The sequence below is a fragment of the Devosia sp. BK genome (assembly GCF_032907385.1).
GTDB lineage: Bacteria > Pseudomonadota > Alphaproteobacteria > Rhizobiales > Devosiaceae > Devosia.
Genome location: NZ_JAIMBX010000006.1, coordinates 18,692 through 39,408, shown reverse-complemented (window position 1 = coordinate 39,408; position 20,717 = coordinate 18,692). Strand labels below are relative to the sequence as shown.

Annotated in this window: 21 protein-coding genes; 12 read left to right on the top strand and 9 right to left on the bottom strand. The window is 61.2% G+C overall.

Annotated elements, in window-relative coordinates; genetic code table 11:
* Positions 1 to 3: 3 nt before the first annotated feature.
* Together modB and DevBK_RS19880 are read left to right on the top strand one after the other, a co-directional pair.
* Positions 4 to 687: a molybdate ABC transporter permease subunit gene (gene modB / locus DevBK_RS19885; protein WP_317186746.1), complete on the top strand. Its 684-nt coding sequence runs from the start codon at positions 4 to 6 to the stop codon at positions 685 to 687.
* A gap of 62 nt (positions 688 to 749) precedes the next feature.
* Positions 750 to 1,934, top strand: coding sequence for an L-lactate dehydrogenase (locus DevBK_RS19880; RefSeq protein ID WP_410494114.1), 1,185 nt, complete (start codon positions 750 to 752; stop codon positions 1,932 to 1,934).
* 3 nt (positions 1,935 to 1,937) lie between these two features.
* Here the strand turns inward: DevBK_RS19880 and DevBK_RS19875 are convergent, their stop codons facing one another.
* Positions 1,938 to 2,420, bottom strand: a complete 483-nt coding sequence (locus DevBK_RS19875; protein WP_062629294.1) for a PleD family two-component system response regulator — start codon at positions 2,418 to 2,420, stop codon at positions 1,938 to 1,940.
* Between the two features lie 194 nt (positions 2,421 to 2,614).
* Here DevBK_RS19875 and ykgO point away from each other — a divergent pair, with 194 nt between their 5' ends.
* The 3 genes from ykgO to DevBK_RS19860 all read left to right on the top strand — a co-directional run bounded on the left by ykgO (position 2,615) and on the right by DevBK_RS19860 (position 3,862).
* Complete coding sequence (gene ykgO / locus DevBK_RS19870) at positions 2,615 to 2,740, top strand: type B 50S ribosomal protein L36 (RefSeq protein ID WP_035086881.1); 126 nt, start codon at positions 2,615 to 2,617, stop codon at positions 2,738 to 2,740.
* Between the two features lie 127 nt (positions 2,741 to 2,867).
* Entirely contained in the window at positions 2,868 to 3,365 is a 498-nt protein-coding gene (locus DevBK_RS19865) for a hypothetical protein (RefSeq protein WP_062629295.1), read from the top strand.
* A 92-nt stretch (positions 3,366 to 3,457) separates the two neighbouring features.
* Positions 3,458 to 3,862, top strand: a complete 405-nt coding sequence (locus DevBK_RS19860; protein ID WP_062629296.1) for a hypothetical protein — start codon at positions 3,458 to 3,460, stop codon at positions 3,860 to 3,862.
* A 57-nt stretch (positions 3,863 to 3,919) separates the two neighbouring features.
* Here DevBK_RS19860 and pyk read toward each other — a convergent pair whose 3' ends face one another.
* The gene (pyk, locus tag DevBK_RS19855; RefSeq protein WP_061907596.1) at positions 3,920 to 5,359 is read right to left on the bottom strand and encodes a pyruvate kinase; all 1,440 of its coding nucleotides are present in this window, start codon (positions 5,357 to 5,359) and stop codon (positions 3,920 to 3,922) included.
* Complete coding sequence (locus DevBK_RS19850; protein WP_244483967.1) at positions 5,356 to 5,922, bottom strand: DUF1036 domain-containing protein; 567 nt, start codon at positions 5,920 to 5,922, stop codon at positions 5,356 to 5,358. Before DevBK_RS19850 ends, pyk begins: the two co-directional genes overlap by 4 nt.
* A gap of 267 nt (positions 5,923 to 6,189) precedes the next feature.
* Between DevBK_RS19850 and DevBK_RS19845 the strand changes: the two genes are divergently transcribed.
* Entirely contained in the window at positions 6,190 to 6,453 is a 264-nt protein-coding gene (locus DevBK_RS19845) for a DUF2312 domain-containing protein (RefSeq protein WP_061907597.1), read from the top strand.
* A gap of 11 nt (positions 6,454 to 6,464) precedes the next feature.
* On the opposite strand, the gene DevBK_RS19840 is transcribed toward DevBK_RS19845, so the two are convergent.
* Together DevBK_RS19840 and DevBK_RS19835 are read right to left on the bottom strand one after the other, a co-directional pair.
* Entirely contained in the window at positions 6,465 to 7,070 is a 606-nt protein-coding gene (locus tag DevBK_RS19840; RefSeq protein WP_317186745.1) for a hypothetical protein, read from the bottom strand.
* Positions 7,063 to 8,217, bottom strand: a complete 1,155-nt coding sequence (locus tag DevBK_RS19835) for a hypothetical protein (protein WP_317186744.1) — start codon at positions 8,215 to 8,217, stop codon at positions 7,063 to 7,065. The genes DevBK_RS19840 and DevBK_RS19835 overlap by 8 nt, the downstream gene beginning before the upstream one ends.
* Positions 8,218 to 8,371: 154 nt before the next feature.
* Between DevBK_RS19835 and DevBK_RS19830 the strand changes: the two genes are divergently transcribed.
* Positions 8,372 to 9,511, top strand: a complete 1,140-nt coding sequence (locus DevBK_RS19830; protein WP_062629299.1) for a glycosyltransferase — start codon at positions 8,372 to 8,374, stop codon at positions 9,509 to 9,511.
* 77 nt (positions 9,512 to 9,588) lie between these two features.
* Here the strand turns inward: DevBK_RS19830 and dxs are convergent, their stop codons facing one another.
* From dxs to DevBK_RS19815, 3 genes are all read right to left on the bottom strand, one after another.
* Entirely contained in the window at positions 9,589 to 11,517 is a 1,929-nt protein-coding gene (gene dxs / locus DevBK_RS19825) for a 1-deoxy-D-xylulose-5-phosphate synthase (RefSeq protein ID WP_317186743.1), read from the bottom strand.
* 143 nt (positions 11,518 to 11,660) lie between these two features.
* A complete protein-coding gene (locus tag DevBK_RS19820; protein WP_317186742.1) occupies positions 11,661 to 13,352 on the bottom strand; it encodes a DUF882 domain-containing protein in 1,692 nt (563 codons plus the stop codon).
* Between the two features lie 209 nt (positions 13,353 to 13,561).
* Entirely contained in the window at positions 13,562 to 15,262 is a 1,701-nt protein-coding gene (locus DevBK_RS19815) for a murein L,D-transpeptidase (protein WP_317186741.1), read from the bottom strand.
* Between the two features lie 338 nt (positions 15,263 to 15,600).
* Between DevBK_RS19815 and DevBK_RS19810 the strand changes: the two genes are divergently transcribed.
* A complete protein-coding gene (locus DevBK_RS19810) occupies positions 15,601 to 15,891 on the top strand; it encodes a hypothetical protein (protein ID WP_317186740.1) in 291 nt (96 codons plus the stop codon).
* 24 nt (positions 15,892 to 15,915) lie between these two features.
* Here the strand turns inward: DevBK_RS19810 and DevBK_RS19805 are convergent, their stop codons facing one another.
* Positions 15,916 to 16,917, bottom strand: a complete 1,002-nt coding sequence (locus DevBK_RS19805; protein ID WP_317186739.1) for a hypothetical protein — start codon at positions 16,915 to 16,917, stop codon at positions 15,916 to 15,918.
* 319 nt (positions 16,918 to 17,236) lie between these two features.
* Here DevBK_RS19805 and DevBK_RS19800 point away from each other — a divergent pair, with 319 nt between their 5' ends.
* The 4 genes from DevBK_RS19800 (at position 17,237) to DevBK_RS19785 (ending at position 20,713) form a co-directional block, all read left to right on the top strand.
* On the top strand, positions 17,237 to 18,661 hold the full coding sequence (locus DevBK_RS19800) for an MFS transporter (protein WP_317186738.1): 1,425 nt from the start codon (positions 17,237 to 17,239) through the stop codon (positions 18,659 to 18,661).
* Positions 18,662 to 18,728: 67 nt separating this feature from the next.
* Positions 18,729 to 19,247, top strand: a complete 519-nt coding sequence (locus DevBK_RS19795) for a sigma-70 family RNA polymerase sigma factor (RefSeq protein ID WP_317186737.1) — start codon at positions 18,729 to 18,731, stop codon at positions 19,245 to 19,247.
* The gene (locus DevBK_RS19790) at positions 19,237 to 19,989 is read left to right on the top strand and encodes an anti-sigma factor (RefSeq protein WP_317186736.1); all 753 of its coding nucleotides are present in this window, start codon (positions 19,237 to 19,239) and stop codon (positions 19,987 to 19,989) included. Before DevBK_RS19795 ends, DevBK_RS19790 begins: the two co-directional genes overlap by 11 nt.
* 70 nt (positions 19,990 to 20,059) lie before the next feature.
* A complete protein-coding gene (locus DevBK_RS19785; protein WP_317186735.1) occupies positions 20,060 to 20,713 on the top strand; it encodes an exopolysaccharide biosynthesis protein in 654 nt (217 codons plus the stop codon).
* Positions 20,714 to 20,717 lie beyond the last annotated feature (4 nt).

Below are 20,717 nucleotides of genomic sequence, written 5' to 3'. Positions count from 1 at the left end.
TGGATGACGCTTTTTTCCCCGATTGCCCTGACGCTCAGCCTCGCGCTGAGCGTCACTCTTGTGTTGATTATCATCTCGACACCGGTCGCCTGGTGGCTGGCGCATGGGCGTTGGGCGGGAAAAGAAGTGGTGGGCGCGTTGGTGACGCTGCCCCTCGTTCTCCCGCCGACCGTGCTCGGCTTTTATCTGCTCCTTGCTTTAGGGCCGAACGGACCAGGCGGGTGGATCGCCGGATTTTGGGGCGCGCGAACGCTCGCCTTTTCCTTTGGCGGGCTGATGATCGGGGCGGGTGTAGCGTCACTCCCCTTTATGGTGCAGCCCCTGCGCAACGCCTTTGCGGCCATCGAGGCCGAAGTGCTCGAAGCCGCCGACACGCTTGGTGCCTCGGCGCGGCAAAGGTTTTTCCGCGTCGTGCTGCCGCTCGCGGCGCCCGGCTATCTCGTTGGCGGCATCATGGCGTTTGCCCATACGATGGGTGAATTTGGCGTTGTGCTGATGATCGGTGGGAACATTCCAGGCGAGACCAAGGTGCTCTCGATCGCCATCTATGATTTCGTCGAGCGCCTCCAATGGGAGCGAGCCCATTTGCTGGCGGGGGGCATGGTGGTCTTCGCCTTCCTCGTCATTTTCTCGATGCTCATGATCAATCGGCGGGCGACGGCGCCGCGCGATAGCGCGCTCATCTAGTTGCGTTGACCGCTAACATGTTAGTTGCTAGAGCAGGCGCGACAGCCTCTCGGAGCCCTTTCATGCCCGCCATCGACAAGATCCTCACCGTTGACGAAATGATGCGGGTGGCGCGTCGCCGGGTGCCAAAAATGTTCTTCGAATATGCCGATAGCGGTTCTTATACCGAGAGCACCTACCGCGATAACGAGAGCGATTTTCAAAAGATCAAGCTCAACCAGAAAGTCGCGGTGAACCTAGAGGGGCGCAACCTCAAGACCACGATGCTGGGCAAGGAAATCACCATGCCCGTCGCCATTGCCCCGGCGGCAACGGGCGGCATGCAGACGGCGGACGGCGAGATCAAGGCAGCAAAAGCCGCGCAAAAGTTTGGCATTCCTTTTGCGCTGTCGACCATGAGTGTCTGCTCGATTGAGGACGTGGCCGAGAACACGACGGCGCCATTCTGGTTTCAGCTCTATGTGATGCGCGACCGCGATTTCATAAATCGTCTGATTGACCGCGCCAAGGCCGCGAAATGTTCGGCGCTCGTCCTCACCATGGATCTCCAGATCCTCGGGCAGCGCCACAAGGACATCAAGAACGGTCTGTCGACGCCTCCAAAATTCACGCCCTATTCCATTTGGCAGATGATGCAGCACCCGCTCTGGTGCGCGCGCATGCTGGGAACCAAGCGCCACACGTTCCGCAATATCGTGGGTCATGTGAGCGGCGATCACGACCTCGCCTCGCTCTCCGCCTGGACGGCGAGCCAGTTCGATCCCACGCTCAATTGGGGCGATGTGCGCTGGATCAAGGAGCGCTTTGGCGGTCCGGTGATCGTCAAGGGCGTGCTTGATCCCGATGATGCGCAGGCCGCGGTGGACAAAGGCGCCGATGCGATCGTCGTGTCCAACCATGGCGGGCGGCAACTCGATGGCGCCCCATCGTCCATTCGCGTGCTGCCCGAGATCGTCGATCGGGTCGGCAACAAGACGGAAGTCTATCTCGATAGCGGCATTCGCTCAGGACAGGATGTGATCAAGGCGCTGGCCTATGGCGCAAAGGCCACCTTTATCGGCCGACCTATGCTCTATGGACTAGGCGCGGGCGGCGAAGAGGGCGTGACGCGCGTGCTCGAGATCATCCGCAAGGAGCTCGATACGACCATGGCGCTCTGCGGCGAGCGCGACATTCTCAATGTGGGGCTGCACAATATCTATTCCAACGACATTCCGCCGCGTAACGCACCGAAGCCGCGGGTCTAGCGCTCAGCTGTCTTCGCGCTGGTCTTCGATGCCGTGGGTGAGAATACGCCGGCGGCGGTCGGGCCCTGCATATTCGGGCGCCTCGATGAATTCGCGCGGATTGATGTCGAGGCCGGCGATGCGCTTCTGCAAGTCCGCCGCCGAGAACGGCTTCTTGAGAAACTCGCTGACCCCCGCATCGCGGGCGGCGGCGATGCGATCGACGTCAGGGGCCGCCGACATCATGATCACCGAGGTTGTGCGGTTAGGGCAGTCGAAATCCGTGCGCAATTGGCGCACGAGCTCGATGGCATCAGGCGGCCCCATGGCGTCGTCGATGACGATAAGGCTATGCGAACGCGCGTTGAGGACGGCCAGAAGATCTTTCGGTGTCGTGACCTCGGTGACCATGCGGTGACCGATACCCCGCATCGTGGCCGCGATCAGGGCAGCCATATTCTCGACCGGATCGGCAATAACGACGCCGTGCTTCAGGATCTTGTTCACGAAAAGTCCTCTGGAACCTGAGAAAAATCCTAGCGGGGAAGGTTGACCTCCCGGTTAATGGATAGCGGGGCTCTGATGCGGAAAACGCGGAAAACTCTTTGCTGCGCGCGTTGACAGGCCGGGTCTATTTCCCTATGAAGGGCGCAGTTTTAGGGCGCCTTGGCGCCCCTTTTGTTTGACCAGGGAATACAACGATGAAGATCACCAACTCGCTGAAGGCGTTGATGACGCGCCACCGCGCGAACAAGCTCGTCCGCCGCCGCGGGCGCGTCTACATCATCAACAAGGTGGACAAGCGCTTCAAGGCCCGCCAGGGCTAAGCCTTTCCGCTTCTGTATCTCGAAAGGGCCCGTAGCTGACGCTGCGGGCCCTTTCGTTTGTAGGCTAGCATTTGGTGTAAATTAACCCAAACTCCATGGCTCACAGGCACATGCTTGTGACGGTCGGATGGGAAAGCTAGGACAGCGTGCCGGCCCGAAGCCGGTTCAGATCAGCAAGATCCAGCAGCGCCAGGACGGCGCGCCGATCCTGTTCCAGAGCGTCATGTTTCCCAGCGTCACCATAAGCCTGACCATCCGGCGGCCTTTTGCAGCCGTCTATACCTTCCTCTCGACACCTGCCAACCTCAACGAATGGATCAATGGGGTCATCGAAAGGCCTCTCGAGCGCCTCTCCGACTATCACTGGCAAGCCCAGTTCGATGGCGAAGAGGTCGAGCTTCATTTCACCCCGCCCAATGTCTATGGCGTGCTTGACCTGAGGGTGAGCGATGATCGCGGCACGCGGCGGCAATATTGGGTGCGGGTCCTGCCCAATGATGATGGTGCAGAGCTCAGTTGCACGATCCTTCAGGTGCGCGGCGAAACCGATGCGCAGTTCGCTTCTGAGTGCGAATGGTTGCGGACCGACCTCAACGTGCTCCGCAATTACATCGAGACTCACTGACCGAGCAGTGACGCCACCCAAGGGGTGGCGTTTTGATTTGGGCGGCAGAGGCTATGCGGATAAGATAAGGGCGGCGACCGAAAGGGGCCCACATGCGGCGTTCTCATACGATTTCGATCCAGATCGAGCAGCCGTTTGCTCTCGTCTATGCCTATCTGGCCGAGCCGAGAAACTATGCGCAGTGGGCGGCGGTGGACCCTCACCTTTTCCATCAGCTTGAGACTGGGGATTGGCATGCCGAGGTGCGGTTTGGCGGCATCAGGCATATCCGGTTTACGCCGCGCAATGATTTCGGTGTGCTCGATCACGCCGTTTTCATCCCCGGACAACCGCTGCTCTGGACGCCCATGCGCGTCATGCCCAATGAGAACGGTACCGAACTGCTGTTCACCTTCTTCCAGCGGCCCGGCATGAACGAGGAGCAATTCAGTTCGGCGATTGAATGGATCACCACCGATTTCCTGACGCTCAAGGCCCTTCTCGAAACACCGCGTTAGACAAACAAAAAGGCCCGCTTGCGCGGGCCTTGTCATAGGTGCAGTTGCGCGTGTGGCTCAGCTCGAGCCAGCGCCGTCCTGGCGGACAAAGGCGATGCGCAGCATATTGGTCGCGCCGGGGGTTCCAAGCGGCACGCCAGCGGTGATGGCGATGCGGTCGCCGGGGCGGGCAAAGCCTTCTTGGTAGGCGATGACGCAGGCGCGGTCGACCATGTCTTCAAGGCTGACGGCATCTTCGGTCTGCACGCAATGAATGCCCCAGACGACCGACAGGCGGCGAATGGTGCGCAGATTGGGCGAGAGCGCGATGATGGGCTTGGAAGGACGTTCGCGGGCAGCGCGAATGCCGGTCGAGCCCGACGCGGTATAGGTGACGATGGCCGCGAGATCGAGCGTTTCGGCAACCTGGCGTGTGGCAGCCGAGATAGCGTCGGCAGCGGTGGCTTCAGGCTCGGTCTGGGCGGCACGGATGATGTTGCGGTAGTTCGCGTCGCCTTCGACGGCCACGGCAACCTTATTCATCGTCGCGACGGCTTCGATCGGATACTGGCCCGATGCGGATTCTGCCGAGAGCATGACGGCATCGGCGCCTTCAAACACCGCGATCGACACGTCCGACACTTCGGCGCGGGTCGGAACCGGCGAGGTGATCATGGATTCGAGCATCTGCGTCGCAACGATCACCGGCTTGCCATAGCGGCGGCACATGCGGATCATGCGCTTTTGAAGGCCTGGCACCGTTTCTAGCGGCAGTTCGACACCGAGATCGCCGCGGGCGACCATGATGGCGTCGGAGAGCTTGACGATTTCTTCGAGGCGATCGATGGCCTGTGGCTTTTCGATCTTGGCCATGACGCCGGCGCGACCCTGAACGATCTTGCGCACGTCGATGATGTCTTCAGGACGCTGAACGAAGGAGAGCGCGATCCAGTCCGCTTCGGCCTTGAGGCCTTCGAGCAGATCGGCGTGATCCTTTTCCGTCAGTGCGCCGGTGGGCAGCAGCGTATCGGGCAGGGAGACGCCCTTCTTGTCGGAGAGCTTGCCGCCATAGACGACTTCGGTCTCGATGACGCCGCCTCCGACTTTAGTCGCCTTGAGCTGCAGCTTGCCATCGTCCAAAAGGAGACGGTCGCCGACGGAAACGCTCTCGATGATTTCCGGATGCGGCAGGTAGACGCGCTCGGAATTACCGTTGTCGTTCTTTTCGCTGTCGAGGGTAAATTTCTGGCCCTGGACCAGATTGATCGAGCCTTCGGCGAACTTCCAGACGCGCAGCTTTGGGCCCTGGAGATCGACGAGAACGCCGAGGGGATGATTAAGCCGCGCTTCGACGCTGCGGATCCGGGCTACGGTCTGATGCAGCAATTCGTGGCTGGCATGGCTCATATTGATGCGGAAGACGTCCGCACCGGCCTTGGCCAGCTCCTCGATCATCTTTTCCTCGTTGCTTGCAGGCCCGAGGGTGGCGAGGATCTTTGCGCGTCTGATCCGTCTCATGGTGATTCCGTGTTCTGTGTCTCTGGCGGTAGGGGCGGCGGAGGTGGCGGTTCGGTCTGATCGGGGTTTTCGGGGTCGACCAGGAAAGCCGGCTCTTCTAGATCTTCACCCTCACCAGGACCGACGACATTTGGCGCGCCAGCGTTCTCGGTGAGCTGCATCGTCCAGTCGGTCCGGTTCTGCGTATCGATTTCAAAGAACCCGGTGCGCTCATAGCCCCGTGCGAGGCAATCCTCAACCCCGAATATTGTGAAGGTTTCGTCGCGCGTGCACATGAAGACCTGGCCATCCCAGGCGCCGCCCCCGATGTCATCGACTGCATAGAGGTAATAAAAGCGCCGCTGCAGGTCGCCCTGATAGAGCGTGCGGCAATCCCCGGGCGGAGTTTGCCACCAGCCTTCGCTCATCCAGCCACGCTCGGCGCGATAGCCAAGCGAGACCGAAACGACATTGGCTGTCTGGTTGCAGATGCGCAGATCGGCATAGGCCGGAGCAGGTGCGGCAATGAAGAAACCCGCCGAAACCAGCGGCAAGAGCAGAAGGCCGAGGTGGAAACGGTGCACGGGCAGGCCACTTAACAAGGGAAAACCGCTTTTCTTTGAGCCGATGGGGCAGGGGAGGTCAATGGCTAATCCAGCGCGCGCTTTCAGAATCGCGTTATGCGCATTCCGCTCTGATCGTCGGCGTGGCTCTTCCCGCGAGCTTTAGGGATGGGATTTGACGGAATTGCGGGCACGCCATGCCTGACCCTGTGACGAATCGTCGGTCAAGGGCTTGAACCTTTGCAGCCCTTGGGGTTCAAGGTGGCCAGAACGAAATGAGGTTTAGCCATGGCCGTTGAAGACAGCGTCGCCCAGGACCAGCTCCGCGCCTTTATCGAGCGCATCGAGCGGATGGAAGAAGAAAAGGCCGCGATCGCTGCCGACATCAAGGAAATCTATGCCGAAGCCAAGGGCAATGGGTTCGACACCAAAATCCTGCGCAAGATCGTGACGATCCGCAAGCAGGATGCCAATGAGCGCATGGAGCAGGAAGCCCTGCTCGAGCTTTATATGTCGGCTCTTGGCATGGTCGAAGCGCCGCCCGAGCGCTAGGCGATTTTCGCTTAGCCCGGTTCGGCCGGGCTAAGCTGCAAAATGCTCAGTTTGACGCTGCGCCAATAGGTGTTCGAGATGCGATTGCCTGGGCTGATGGCGTCAGGGTAATCGAATTTGACGTCGAGATACCCGCTATCGCCAACGGCTTCGGCCGGGATGGCGATAGTGAAGCGCTCGGTCTTTGCGGGCGTTACCAGCAACTCTCCCAAGTCCGCACCATTGGCCGACACCAGCACGCGCTGCTGCGCCGGGCCGGGCAGTGTCACGCCGGTCAATTCCACCATCAGCGTCAAGTTCTGCGCAGGGCCAACGGCAAAGCGGAGGCGCGAGGTCTGGCCGATGGAATGCATGCCGTCGCCTGCCGGGCCATCCCAGCCGCAGGGCCGCAATTCGCGCGTGTCATCGCCGCCGGATCGGAAATCGAGTTCGGTGCCGAGCGTGTAATCCGCTGCGACCGGCTGAGGCAGGCAGGTGGTCGTCTTGTCGATATAGTAGGCGCGATAATCGTCGGATACGTTGGGGTGGAGCGCCTGCCAGAGGATGGCCAACTCAAAGAGCGCGATCAGTGCAGCCAGCGCATAGGCGCCGAGGGTGACGGGAGAGCGTTCAGACAAGCGCAACATTGCCTCCCATCCAGGCCAGCGTGACGAACCAGGCGCTGACGATGATGGCGACAAAACTCAGCGCGAACACCACGCGTTGGCGCGCCAGCAGCGTCGCGACCGTGATGGTGAGCGGCGCCATGGCGGTCATGAAGCGCAACATGGACGCAAGCCCCGCCGCGAGAGGAATGATGATGCAGAAAAGGCAGAACACCACTGCGGGCCATTGGCGGCGCCAGGCAAGAATGCCGGTGACGACCAGCCCCGCAATGGCTGCGAGCGCGAGGATCTGTGAATTGCTGAACAGCGCGCCATTGTCGGGCCATTTGTTGAGCCCTTCCCAGAGATAGACAGCGGGATTGGCGACCATCCGGCCCCAGGCGCGCTGGGTGTGACTAAAGGCGAGTCCATCGCCGACCCAATAATTGAGGAAGGCGACATAGGTGAAAAAGCCGAGGGGCGCGATGAAGATGGCAAGGACGAGAAGCGGCTGGGCGAGAAGGCCGGGTACAACGCCCTTCCATGTGCCTTTCGACTTTCGATAATCCATCAGAGCCTGAACGCCGATCGAGAGCGACGCAAAGACGCCGACGATGCGGGTCGCCGACAAAAGCGCAGCGGCGCCGGCAGCGCCAAGATAGTCAGAGCGGCCGAGGAAGCGAAAGACCAGCGTTGTCAAAAGCACATACATGACCTCAGTGAAAAAGGTCGTGAAATAGAACGAGACAGGCCCGGACAGCATGAAGGCCGCATAAAGCGTATAGGCACGCATATTACGTCCGAAGAGCGGCCAGGCTGCGACGACCGCCGCATAGGCGGTGAGGATCGACAATAGGCTCGCGAGGACGATGGTCGGCAGGGGTATGACCTTGGCGACGAGTCCAACAAGCATGGGGTAGAACGGGAAAAACGCCCAGTTTCCGGCATTGATACGCGAGGGAATGGGGAACGTGTCATAGCCGGTCTCGGCCATGCGGACGTACCAGCCGCAATCCCAGCGGCAGAGAGCGCCAAAATAATTGGTCCAATCGGCATCCGGCTGCGCGTAGCGAAAGGCTAAAAACCGGATGAGGGTGCCGCTGAGAACAAAAAGCAGCGGCAAAAGCAGCAGGAGAGCCGTAGGCCTATCCTGCTTGAGATCGAGACTAGGCGGAAACATGGCTTCTCCTGCCATGGAAGCATGCCTGAAATTGCATAAAGAGCCGGTTATCACATCTGCGGCCCATGCAACCCTGCCATGAAATATCTCTTTGCAACTTTTCGTGCGAGGCGTGCTTTTAAGCTGGATGCCCGAAGCCAGAGTGCTCAAGTAAATGTCGAACGGTTCGCTTGAAGACGTCCGCGTCGAAACCGCGCAAACTTTCCGCCCCCCACAGCTCGCCGTAATCGTTCCCTCCTACAATGAGCGGGACAATGTCGAGTTGCTGTACGAAAAGGTCGCAGTTGCACTCGGCGACACGCCTTGGGAAATGATCGTCGTCGATGACGATAGCCCGGATGGCACAGCTGACGTTGTCAATGAACTGAGCCGGGTCTACGCCAATATCCGCTGCCTCCGCCGTTTTGGCCGCCGTGGTCTGGCGTCGGCCTGCGTCGAAGGCATGGCAGTCACCGCTGCGCCCTATGTCGCGGTGATCGATGCCGATCTCCAGCACGACGAATCTATTTTGCCGCAGATGCTGGCCGAAGCTCTTTCCGGTGCCGACCTCGTCGTCGGTTCGCGCTTTGCCGAAGGCGGCTCTGCCGGCGATGGCCTCAGCGCCACGCGCCTTTCGGGCAGCAATTTTGCCAATAAGCTTGCCGGCATGATCGCCGGCCAGGCTGTAAGCGATCCGATGAGCGGCTTCTTCCTTATCCGTCGCGAAGCAGCCCTTGCGGCAGCACCTAAACTGGCCAGCGACGGCTTCAAGATCCTGATCGATCTCATTGTGACCTCTGCCCGCATGGGCAAGCCGCTCGAGATCGCCGAAGTCCCCTACACGTTCCGCCCGCGCCACGCTGGCGAAAGCAAGATGAACCCGCTGGTGGTCATCCAGTATCTCGGCCTCTGGTTTTCGAAGATGACGGGTGGTGCTTTGCCACCAAGCTTCCTGCTGTTTGGCCTCGTCGGCGGCACGGGTGTTGTCGTTCACCTTCTGACGCTGGGCTTCTTCACCTCGGTGCTGGCCCAGGGTTTTGTAGTGTCCCAGATCGCGGCGACGCTGATCGCCATGGCCTGGAATTTTGTTCTCAACAACAACCTGACCTATGCCGATCGCAAGCTTAAGGGTCCCAAGCTGATCACCGGCTTCCTGAGCTTCTGCGCCATCTGTGCGCTGGGCGGAATCGCCAATATCTCGGTCGCCAATGCGATCTATCAGTGGGATCACCAGACCTTTATCGCTGGCCTCTCCGGCGCGATCATGAGCTCGGTATTCAACTATGCCGTGACGCGCGCCTTCACCTGGAAGTAAAGCGCAAGACACTCCCCGAATGCAAAAATCCCCGCGCGAGCGGGGATTTTTTTTTTGTTGGCTGAATGTGTCTCGGATCAGGCTTGGGCGAGAGCCGCCTTCATGGCGGCTTCATCATAGCCAAGCGCGGTCAGGGCAGTGGCGACGATGCCAATGCGATCAAGGCCTGCGGCCGCATACATGTCGTTCTGGCTCGAATGTTCATCGAACCGATCCGGGATCATCAGCGGTCGGAAGCGCAGCTTGCCGTCGAGGAGGCCATTGCTCGCGAGGAAAGTCGCGACATGGCTGCCGAAGCCACCGAGGCCGCCTTCTTCGGTCGTGACTAGCACGTCATGAGTTTGTGCCAGCTTGGCAATCAGCTCTTCGTCAAGCGGCTTCATGAAGCGCGCATCGGCAATTGTTGGGTTGAGACCCAAAGCAGCAAGCTTGTCGGCTGCCGCAAGAACTTCGCCCAGACGCGTACCGTATGAGAGGAGCGCGATGGCGCTGCCCTGACGCAGGATACGGCCCTTGCCGATGGGCAGGATTTGACCGCGCGGCGGCATATCGACGCCCATGCCATCGCCGCGTGGATAGCGGAAGGTGATCGGACCGGCGTCATAAGCGGCAGCTGTCGCAACCATATGGCGGAGCTCTGCTTCGTCGGCCGCAGCCATCTGAACAATGCCAGGCACGGCGCCGAGATAGGCATTGTCGTAATTGCCGGCATGGGTCGGGCCGTCGGCGCCAACAAATCCAGCGCGATCGATGGCGAAACGCACCGGGAGACCCTGGATCGCAACGTCGTGGATCACCTGGTCATAGGCGCGCTGCAGGAAGGTCGAATAAATCGCGCAGAACGGGCGCATGCCTTCGCTGGCAAGGCCTGCTGCAAACGTGACCGCGTGTTGCTCGGCAATGCCGACATCATAGGTCCGGTCGGGAAAAAGCTCGGCGAATTTATCGAGGCCTGTGCCCGTCGGCATGGCCGCTGTGACGGCGACGATGCGCGGATCGTTCTGTGCTTCCTGGATCAGGGTTTCGGCAAAGACATTGGTGTAAGACGGCGCATTAGACGGGGCCTTTGTCTGGGCACCGGTAATGACGTTAAATTTGCTGACGCCATGATACTTGTCGGCCGAGCTCTCGGCCGGGCCATAGCCCTTGCCCTTCTTGGTGACGACGTGGATCAGGACCGGCCCCGCTTCCATATCGCGCACGTTTTCGAGGACCGGCAGCAGATGATCGAGGTTGTGACCATCGATCGGGCCGACATAGTAAAAGCCCAGCTCTTCAAAGAGCGTGCCGCCGGTAAAGAACGAACGCGCAAATTCTTCGGTCTTCCGGGCCGGTTCGTGTAGCGGCTTGGGCAGCTTGCTGACGATCGACTTTGCCGCGTCGCGCGTGCCGCGATAGGCGGGGCTGGAGACGAGCTGAGCGAGATAGGCCCGGAGCGCGCCCGTGGGTGGAGCGATCGACATGTCATTGTCGTTGAGGATGACGACGAGCCGGGCGTCCATGTCACCGGCATTGTTCATGGCTTCATAGGCCATACCCGCCGACATCGCGCCATCGCCGATGACGGCGACGACATTGCGCTTGATGCCAAGATGTTCGCTCGCGACCGCCATGCCGAGGCCGGCGGAAATCGAGGTCGAGGAATGGCCGGCGCCGAAGGGATCGTATTCGCTTTCGGCGCGGCGGGTGAAGCCGGACAGCCCGTCTTTCTGGCGCAGCGTGCGCATGCGGTCGCGGCGGCCGGTCAGGATCTTGTGCGGATAGGCCTGGTGGCCGACGTCCCAGATGATACGATCATGCGGCGTATCGAAGACGGCGTGAAGCGCCACAGTCAATTCGACGACGCCGAGACCCGCCCCCAAATGTCCACCGGTTACCGAGACCGCATCGATCATCTCGACGCGCAATTCGTCAGCAAGCTGGCGCAGCTCCTCGCGGGGAAGCGCGCGCAGATCGGCCGGCGTATTGACGGTGTCAAGCAAAGGGGTTTGCGGCTTCTCGGCCAAGCGGGGCTCCATGGGATGCGGCGGCAACAGGAAGTCTTTAGGCTTGCGGTCGTGCCAATGCAAGAACCGGCAATTAGACTTGCCGATTACAGAGAACGCTTGGAAACCTATAAAGTGGCGCCTTTGCGACCCCAGCCGCCAGATTAGTTGGCGACGGGGGCGAAACGGGCATGGCCCAAAGCAGTGGTGTCGTCGCCAGCACCCATCTTTATGGTGTAGCGGCCCATTTCCGGTGTGGGATCGAAATCCGCTTCGTCGCGATCAAAGATCACGGCGAAATGGTTCGACGAGAGGCTCGCGGGGGCTGCAAAAACATCGGCCACGTGCTCGAAATCGGGAGCGACAAGGTCCGGGGCACGCATCTCGGCAGCAACAGGCTTGCCGACATGGGTCGCCAGTGCAGCAACGAGGTCGGACTGGCGCGCGGTCTCGGCGGCGCTGAACGTGCCGGAGAATAGGCTTGCCATCTGGGTTTCGGAGGCAGGAAGCGTCGTCAACTCAGTCGGCATTGGCGTCCCGACCGGGGAGAGGATCGGCAGCCGTGCGGCTGGATGCGGCGGAATTCCGCCGGTTGTCGAGGGGCTGAGCGAGGCGATGACAGGCGCTGCAAGACCGTTGGGAATCGTCCGCGCCGTGCTTGGCGCATAGGCGGTCAGAACCGTCGCGTCGTTGTTTTGCGGCGGTGGCATGGGCATCGGCGCATCCGTCAGCGCAGCAAGAGCGGTGACCGCATCGCCGGCCGGGAGTGCTGCGGCAGTTGCAACGCGGAGGGTTTCCGACTTCATGGCTGGCACCGGCGCAACAGCTTCGGCGACCAGTTCAGCGGCATCGAGCGGAGCACTGCCGACGGTCGAGAACGGAATGGCCGGTGGAGCTGCAGGAACAGGCGCGACGGCCTCCTGCGCTACCGCAGCAACGTTCATGCTAGCCGGGCGCTGGGCGGGAATTGGGGCGAGGTTCGGTGTTGCCGCTTGCGGCGCGACCGAAGCGACCTGCATGGGTGCTGGCTCTGGTGCTGCGACCGGCGCGGGAGCAGGGGTATTGGCCTGCTTGTTGCCGCCGAACAGTACGTCCATCAAGGACTTGCCGCTGCTGCCGCCGGAATCGGCGACCATGGTGCCGGAAGACGAGCCGTTGCAGGGATAGGCGTGGCACTGTTTCCAGCCGGCCATGGCGACCTGATAACCCTCTTGCGACAAGGGTTTACCATCGCTCGGCAGGTGCATGGTGCGGCCGTCCGGGAACAGTTCCTTGAGCTGCGCGCGGGTCATGCGCGGCCAGGCGCGGACGGAGGCGACGTCGAGGTGCACGAAGGGGCTGCCGGAGGTGGGATAGAATCCGACGCCGCCGACCTGTTTGCGCATCGCAGTGGCGCGCAATTTGGCGAGCGGCACACCGGGGATAAAGAAGTCCATGGCCTTGCCGCGCATGTGCTGGGAATTGTCCGCAACACCCGAGGAATTCTGGGCCAACATGGCATTGGTGGCCGGGGAACGATAGGCCGAAACCACGTTGATAGGTTGGGTCGCGCCGACTTCCTGGTAGACTTCCCAGACGAGGTCGAAAAGGCGGGGATCCATCTTGGTCGGCTCGTTCCGGCGCCAGTCGCGCAGGAAATAATTGAGCTCGTCGAGACCGGACTGCACGAATTGACCGTTGCGCTTGAAGACGATGCGCGCGGTTTCCTTGGTGTGCGTATAATAGATGTAAAGCGCGCGCTCGCTTGCAGCCACAGCAGGTTGAACGGCAAAAATGCCGCCCAAACAAAGGGTTACAGCCAACGCTGCGCATGTACGCAGCACGCGGCTACGGTTGAAAAAGGAAAGACCCGTCACGCCAAACTCTGCCCGGTTCAATGCCAGTATCGTTTGATGGTAGCGCTAAAATCGAACGATTTGATTAACGCTAACCAGGTGTGAAATTGGCTCCCACGAGCCCCCTCACACCCAAAGTAATAAGGGCAAAAACGGGCGCAACCAAGGCGAAAATGCTAACAGTCCGTTAGCACCGAGCGCGCCCGAAGCCCGAATTGGGCATGGATCGGTTATGGAGAGAGGTCGTTCGGAATGCTCTCGGCCTCAGCGACAATGGGCGTCTCGGCCGCTGGGGCAAGGCCCATGGCAGCGATCAGCGCTTCGTTGTGTCCATAAACATCGCCATAGGACCGGATGGTCCCGTCAGCCGAAACGCGCAGTGTAAAGTAGGCGAGGTGGACGGGGATTTTCTTTTCCGGATTCACCCAGCGCTCATTGGGGCCGAACATGGCTTCGAGCGAGGTGCGCGAGATGTTTGGCTCATTGGCCATCAGCGCATCCGCAAATTCGAACGGGTTCTCGACGCGGATGCAGCCATGGCTGAAAGCGCGGAACGAGCGGGCGAAGAGCGACTTGGACGGCGTATCATGCAGATAGACGTCGTGCTTGTTGGGGAAAAGGAATTTGATCTGCCCCAGCGAATTGCCGGCGCCGGGACGCTGGCGGATCTTGAAGGGGAAATTGGTGGTGGAGACCTGCGACCAGTTTACCTGCCAGGGGCTGACGGGCGAGCCATTATAGAGCAGATCCATATTGTGGCTGTCGGTGTAGCCCGGGTTGCGCAACACGGCAGGCGCGATTTCGCCACGCACGATGGACGATGGCACATTCCAATAGGGGTTCACCACCAGGTGCCGGATATTATCCGAGAAGATTGGGGTCTGGTTCTTGGTGGCGCCGACGACGACGCGGGTCGTATATTCTTCCTTGCCGCCGCGCATGATCGACAGGCGGAATTCGGGGATGTTGACGAAGACGTTGAAGTCGCCGAGATCGGCCGGCATCCAGCGCCAGCGCTCCATATTGGCGATGATATCTTCGCGGCGCGTGGCATTGCCACCATTGAAGGCGGCGATGGTTGCGGGGCCGATGATGCCGTCGACTTCAAGCCCAGCGCTTTGCTGGAAATTTTCGACGGCGGCAACGAGGTTGTCGTCGTAAACATCGGTGCCCGTGGACGGGATTTCAAAGCGCACCCGGATGGCTTCGACGCGGCCATCGGTGCCACCGGGACGCAGCACGGGACCATCGGCGATCGGGGCGGGGCGCGCAGCGGGTGTGTCGTCAAAGGCCGCAAGAGCGGCTTTGAGCGCGAGGAATTCAGGGTGCTTGGGTTCGAGCTCAGCCAGGATCGGGGCGGGATCGTCGCTCTTGGCCAGCCGTTCGAGCAGCGCTGCCTGGTCGATGGGCTTTGCCTCGATATCGAGATTTTCGCTGACCGATTGGGGCTTGATGCGGCCATTGTAGAGATGATTGGCATAGCGCATGACAGCGCCGGAAAAGGCGGTTTCAAGACCGGCCAAGGCGGTGGGGTCGGTGCTGGAGGCGCGGGTCAGGTCTATATCTGCGGTGAGATAATCGCTGGGCCTGAGGCCCTCGCTGCCTGCATCCTTAAAGAGCGAAATGATCTTTTCGGCGGCCGGCGAGAAGGTGATCTTGCCGCTACCGGCATCGTTGAGCCAGATCGGATCGAAATGGCGCTGGCCATAGAGATAGTAGAGCTTTTGCGCGTCTTCATAGCCAAGCGTGCCGGGCTTGGCGGCGCCATAGGCGGCGGACAGGCCGGCCTTGATGGTGCGGGCAAGGTCGTTTTGCGGAGGCGCGATGACAACCGGCTGGACGGCGAGACTTGCCACCTGCTGGGCCATGACTGGCTGGCCGAGGGACGCCGCTGCAACGAGGGCAACGAGACTGACCAAAAGCTTCCGCATAGTTACTCCTATTCCACTGGAAAGGCCGTAAATCCCGGGAGATTCGCGGCCTAGTCCTAAAATTCATTACTCATGAAATCTTAACGGGAGCAATCACTCGCAAAAGAGTGAAGCCCGCCTGTGGCGGAAGGGTCACGGTTATGAAAACCGAGAAATCGGCGCACCGAAGCGAGTAGGGCGCGTAGTCCGGCTCTATAACCTGGATTATCGAGCGGAAAATTTGATCTCCCCAAGCTAAATTGCTGAGGTACTGGTCTTTCCAGAGATCGTTTGACGCTGTGCAGGAGATGCCGATGAACCCTGACCTCAAGACGCGCCTGTGAGGGCTAGCCTGCATTTTGGCTGGCGTTGTTATTTCCTGGCCGACGATTTTTGATCGGCTGAGGCTCGCGCAGGAGGGCGTTCCGGAGATCAGCACCTGGTCCCTCGCGTCATTTCTGGTTGGCCCACTGATCGTTTTCGGCCTGACGCTGCTGATCCTTGGCGAGCGAACCGAAGTGCTGATGCGGGATGCCGAGAAAAAGCGCATGAAGCCGCTTGGAAACCTCATTGCCCTCGCCTGCGCCGTTGCCGGTTTTGGCGGCATGTTGGGCACGACATTCCTGCTGCAATCCTACGGGTATCAGTAGGCGCAGAGCGTCAGTTCAAAAAACTCAGCCTATCTGCGGTTCAGTGCGGCGTCGGCCTAAGGCGCCGCGCATGAGATCTGCGATTGCCCATGGCGCCCAGGCGAGGCCGAGCGAGAGCAGCGGCGTATAGATCAGGCCCCAATAGGTATTGAAGGGTTTTCCGACGACAGCGAAGACAATGATGACCGCCAGCACGGTCAAACTGGCCCTCGCACCCGTCTCGCCTGGCCACGCCAAAAGACCGAGCAGCGCCACCGGCAAAAGGACGGCGTGGGCCGGCGTGGGCAGGAGGGCGAAAAAGCCATTGAAGGCCGAGGTCGCCAAGACAAAGCTCAAGCCGCCGAATTGAACCCAATCCTCGGCATAGCCTCTATCGGCGGGGGTCACGTGCAACTGCACCTGCCCATAATGCCACAGGAAATAGGCGCCATAGACAAGGAGCACGGCTGCCCAGGCCGACAGTTCGTGCCAGCGTTTGGCCCGCCATGCGAGCCAAATGCAAACCAGAATATAGATGCCGGCGAACTCGCGCGCAAAAAGCGCTGCCGCGCCAGCGGCCAAGCCCGCGCGGCGCAAACCCGATCCATAAAGAGCTACCGACAGCAGCACAAAAATGCCCGCGGCAAGTTCGCTCAGCAGCACCGTGCCGGGGGTGAAGGCGCCGGCCAAACTGAGCAGCATCACCACCGCACCAAGCGCTGCCAACCTTGAGCCGCCCTGCTGATTAACCACCCAGACCATGACATTGCCCGCAAAGACAGCGATGACGATAAGCATCCACTGACCGATATCAAGGGATGGTAGGACACTCAGTAGAAAGGCCAGGCCCGGCAAGCGCCAATTGAAGACCGATTGGGTGCCATAGCCGCTCGTGACCAATTGGTGGTGCGCGGCGGCGTAGTAGGATGCGCCGCCCTGCATCTCGGCGACGATGCGGCGAAAGAGGGCGAGGTCTCCGTCGCTAGTGGATGAGGCATTTTCCGGGGAAACTTGCACTGTCGCGGCAACCGCGAGGAGGAGCAGCATGAAGCATCCTGCCAAGGCCAGGATACCGATTGCTTGCCACCGACCTAGGCCGCTCCAACGGGTCATTGTTTACTTCCGAAATGCTCACTGCTCACCCTTGCGGAAAGTCCGTAATTTTCGGTTAGTCGATCGAGGGCTCCGACAAGGCCGCGCTGTGGCGCGCGCCCGAATTGGCCGGCGCTGCGCAGTAAACAGGCAGCATGCTGCTTGACAGGGCAGCAAGAAGAGTTTTCAAAGCGCATACTTGGAAAATTCATCAGAGTCGGGATTGCACGCTTGGTCGCGCAATGAACCGGCCGGTTTGACGCGAGGTGCCGCCATGTCTGATACGGTCGAAGGTCGCTGGGGCGAGATATTCACGCCGCGCTATGCGACGGTGACGCTTATCCTTTGTCTTGGTGTAGCGCTCCTCGCATTCAACGCGTTCCTTGCCTCCATTTCGCTGCCGACGGCGGTGCAGGAATTGGGTGGCGTGGCGCTGATTTCCTGGGCGCTGACGCTGTTCTTGGTCTTTGCCATTGTCGGCGGGTCGGGCGCGGCGCTGCTCAAGCGGCGGCTTGGCGCGCGCAATGCGCTTCTGTTATCGGCCGGCGTGTTCCTGATCGGAACGCTGATCGCCGGAACGGCAACGTCGATGCCGCAGGTCCTCGTGGGCCGGGCGATCCAGGGGCTGGGCGAGGGCGTGGTGTCGGCCATCTGCTTTGCGCTGATCCCTGAACTTTTTCCCTCGCGTCTCGTGCCCAAAGTTTTTGGTCTCCAGGCGACGGTCTGGGCCGTCGCGGCCTTTGGGGGGCCTGCTGCCGCGGGGCTCCTCACCGAGCTCGTTTCCTGGCGCGCGGCCTTTCTCGTCAATGTGCCGCTGGTGCTGATCTTTGCGAGCATGGTGATGATCAAGGTGCCGGCGCGCGTCAGCGAGGGCGCCGAGGCGATCGGTTTTCCCGGGATAAGGCTGGGACTGATCGGCAGCGGCATCTTGCTCGTCGCGCTGGCGGCGGTCGTCGCGCCCTTGCCCGCCACCGGTTTGCTGATTGGCGCAGCCGTGCTGCTCGTTGGCTCCGTCTGGCTCGACGGGCGTTCGGCGACGCGGCTGATGCCGCCCGATGCTTTCCGGCTCTCCTCCGTGGTGGGGAGCGGGCTTTGGGCCGTGTTGCTGATCAATATCGCGGGGGCCGGCTCGGCCGTCTATCTCGTGCTTGTCGTGCAGGAAATGTGGAGTTTTGGCCCCACGGCGGCTGGGGCGCTTGCTGCCGTCTTGGCCGTCGCCTGGAGCGCGAGCTCGATCACGGTCGCCAACGTCAAGAGCAAGGAAACGCGCAAGACCCTTATTCGCATAGGCCCGGCCATGATCGGCCTGGGGCTGCTGCTGGTGCTGGCCGGGCTCGAGCTCGATCAGGTGGCGCTGGTGGTTCTGGGCCAGATGGTGACGGGTTCAGGCTTTGGGCTGCACAATGGCTATTTGAGCCTGACGATGATGGAAGCGGCGAGCGATGCCGAGCGCGACCGGACATCGGCACTGCTGCCGACGACACAATCGGCGGGCAATGCCATCGGCGCGGCTTTGGCCGGTGTTGCGGCCAATGCGGCGGGGCTTGCGACTGCGGTCTCGGCCAGCGACGTCAAGGTCGCGATCATCCCGGTCTATGTGCTCGGCGCGGTTGTGGCGGCAATGGCGTTGGTCGCGGCCTGGCGCATGGTCGGCCTCGTGCGTCCGCAGGATCGTGACTCGAGCTTTGCAGCGGGCTAGGCGTCGGGTGGAAAAATTTCCATGCGTTCGGGAAGGGATTGGGGGCATTGCGCGTATATGATCCATCATGATCGCCAAGCTGCCCAAGGTAACCGACCATATTCCCGATCTCCGGCGCTATGCGCTGGCGCTGACGCGTCGGGGCGAGGACGCCGAAGACCTGGTGCAGGAGACGCTGACCCGCGCCTATGATCGCCGGGCTGATTTCAAGCCCGGCGCGGCGATGCGGCCGTGGTTGATGTCGATCCTCCACAATCTGCATGTCGATGGCGTTCGCTCGCGCCTGGTGCGCATCCGGCATGCGGCGAGCGCTCCGGCCAATCGGGATTTTGCGCCGGCGAGCCAGGAAGACGCGGTGCGACTATCCGAAGTGCGGCGCGCTTTTCTCGACCTGCCTGAGGAACAGCGCGAAGCGCTCCATCTCGTCGGGATCGAGGGCCTGACCTATCCCGAAGCCTCGCAAATCCTCGGCGTGCCGGAGGGCACCGTGCTGTCGCGCGTGTCGCGGGCGCGGCAAAGCCTGCGTGAACGCGAGCACCAGCCTTCAAGGCGATTGCGCGTGGTGGGAGGTTCGGATGGCGCGTGAACCGATCAGCAAAACGGAACTGGCCTATTATATCGACAATCAGCTCGCGCCTGCGCGGCAGATCGAGGTGGAAGCCTATCTCGCGCAGGAACCGGTTTTGGCTGCCCGCATCATGGATGAGCTCAAGATCAACCATGCGCTGCGGATGGCAGCGACCGAGGGCGATGGCGTGCCCGATCCTGCGACAACGAGCCTTGCGCTAAGACTGCAGCGGGCGATGGCGCGGCGCATGGTCTTTCATAAATTCAGGCCGGCCTTGGCCGCTTGTTTTCTCCTGGCCGCGGGCGCGGTGGGCGGAGCGGCGATGACTGCTGCGGTCTTCAAACCCGATAGGCCGGGCTATCTTGAAGCCGCGCTCGAGGCGCATGCCGTGAGCCAGGTGCGCGCCGTGATGGTGTCGCAGCTCGAGGCGCCGGAATATGACCGGGACGAACTGCTTTCGGCTACAGCCATCATCATGCCGACATTGCCCGATGATTGGGTGGTGACCGATGTGCAGGTCTATCCCTCTCGCTTCGGCCCCAGCGTTGAAATGGCGATCGATGCCGGTGGGCTCGGGCGGGCGTCGATCTTTGCCGCGCGGCCGGGCGATTTCGTCACGATCGAGCCAACGACAGCCCCGAACGGCGATGCGACCCTGGCGCATTGGCAGATCGACGAGGTGGCCTATGTCCTCGTCAGCAAGGCCGAGCCGGACGCCATTCTTGCGGCAGCAAACGGGCTTGCCGCGACCCTTGATTGAACGGAGACGATACATGACGTGTTGTTTCGGTCGGCGCGGCGGCAGCGCCGCCATGGAGTTTTAGGCGAACATGCCCGACCCCAGTCGAAGTCTCGCCGAGGCTGATGTGCCGTCTCAAGACGATCATCGCCTCTCGGCCACCCTGCTGCGCATCGCCTCCGAACCGGACCGCGAGCGCATCTTCATTCGCGATCTCTTAAGGGAATTGGACCATCGCGCCCTTGCGGCGCTGCTGTTCATTTTCGCGGTGCCCAACACCATCCCAGTGCCGCCGGGCGTTTCAGGTGTCCTTGGGGCACCGCTGATCTTCCTTGGCGCCCAACTGATGCTTGGGCGGTCGCCATGGTTGCCGCGCATCATCGCCGATCGCTCTTTTGCCCGCACCGACTTCGAAAAGGTGGTGATCAAGGTCGGGCCCTGGCTCGGTAAGGCGGAAAAGCTGATGCGCCCGCGGCTCGAAATATTGGCGCGGCCGCCAGCCGAATATCTCGTCGGCGCCATGGTGCTGCTGCTCGCCATCATCCTCTTCCTGCCCATACCGCTCGGCAACATGCTGCCGGCGATCGCGATCTCCATTCTCGCGCTCGGGCTGATCGAGCGGGACGGGATCTGGATTCTCGTCGGGACGCTGACCGCCATCGTCTCGGTCATCATCGTATCCGGCGTCGTCGCAGCCTTTGCCTATGCCGCCTGGCTCGCCACAGCCGCCATCTTCTCCTTGTAAGCAA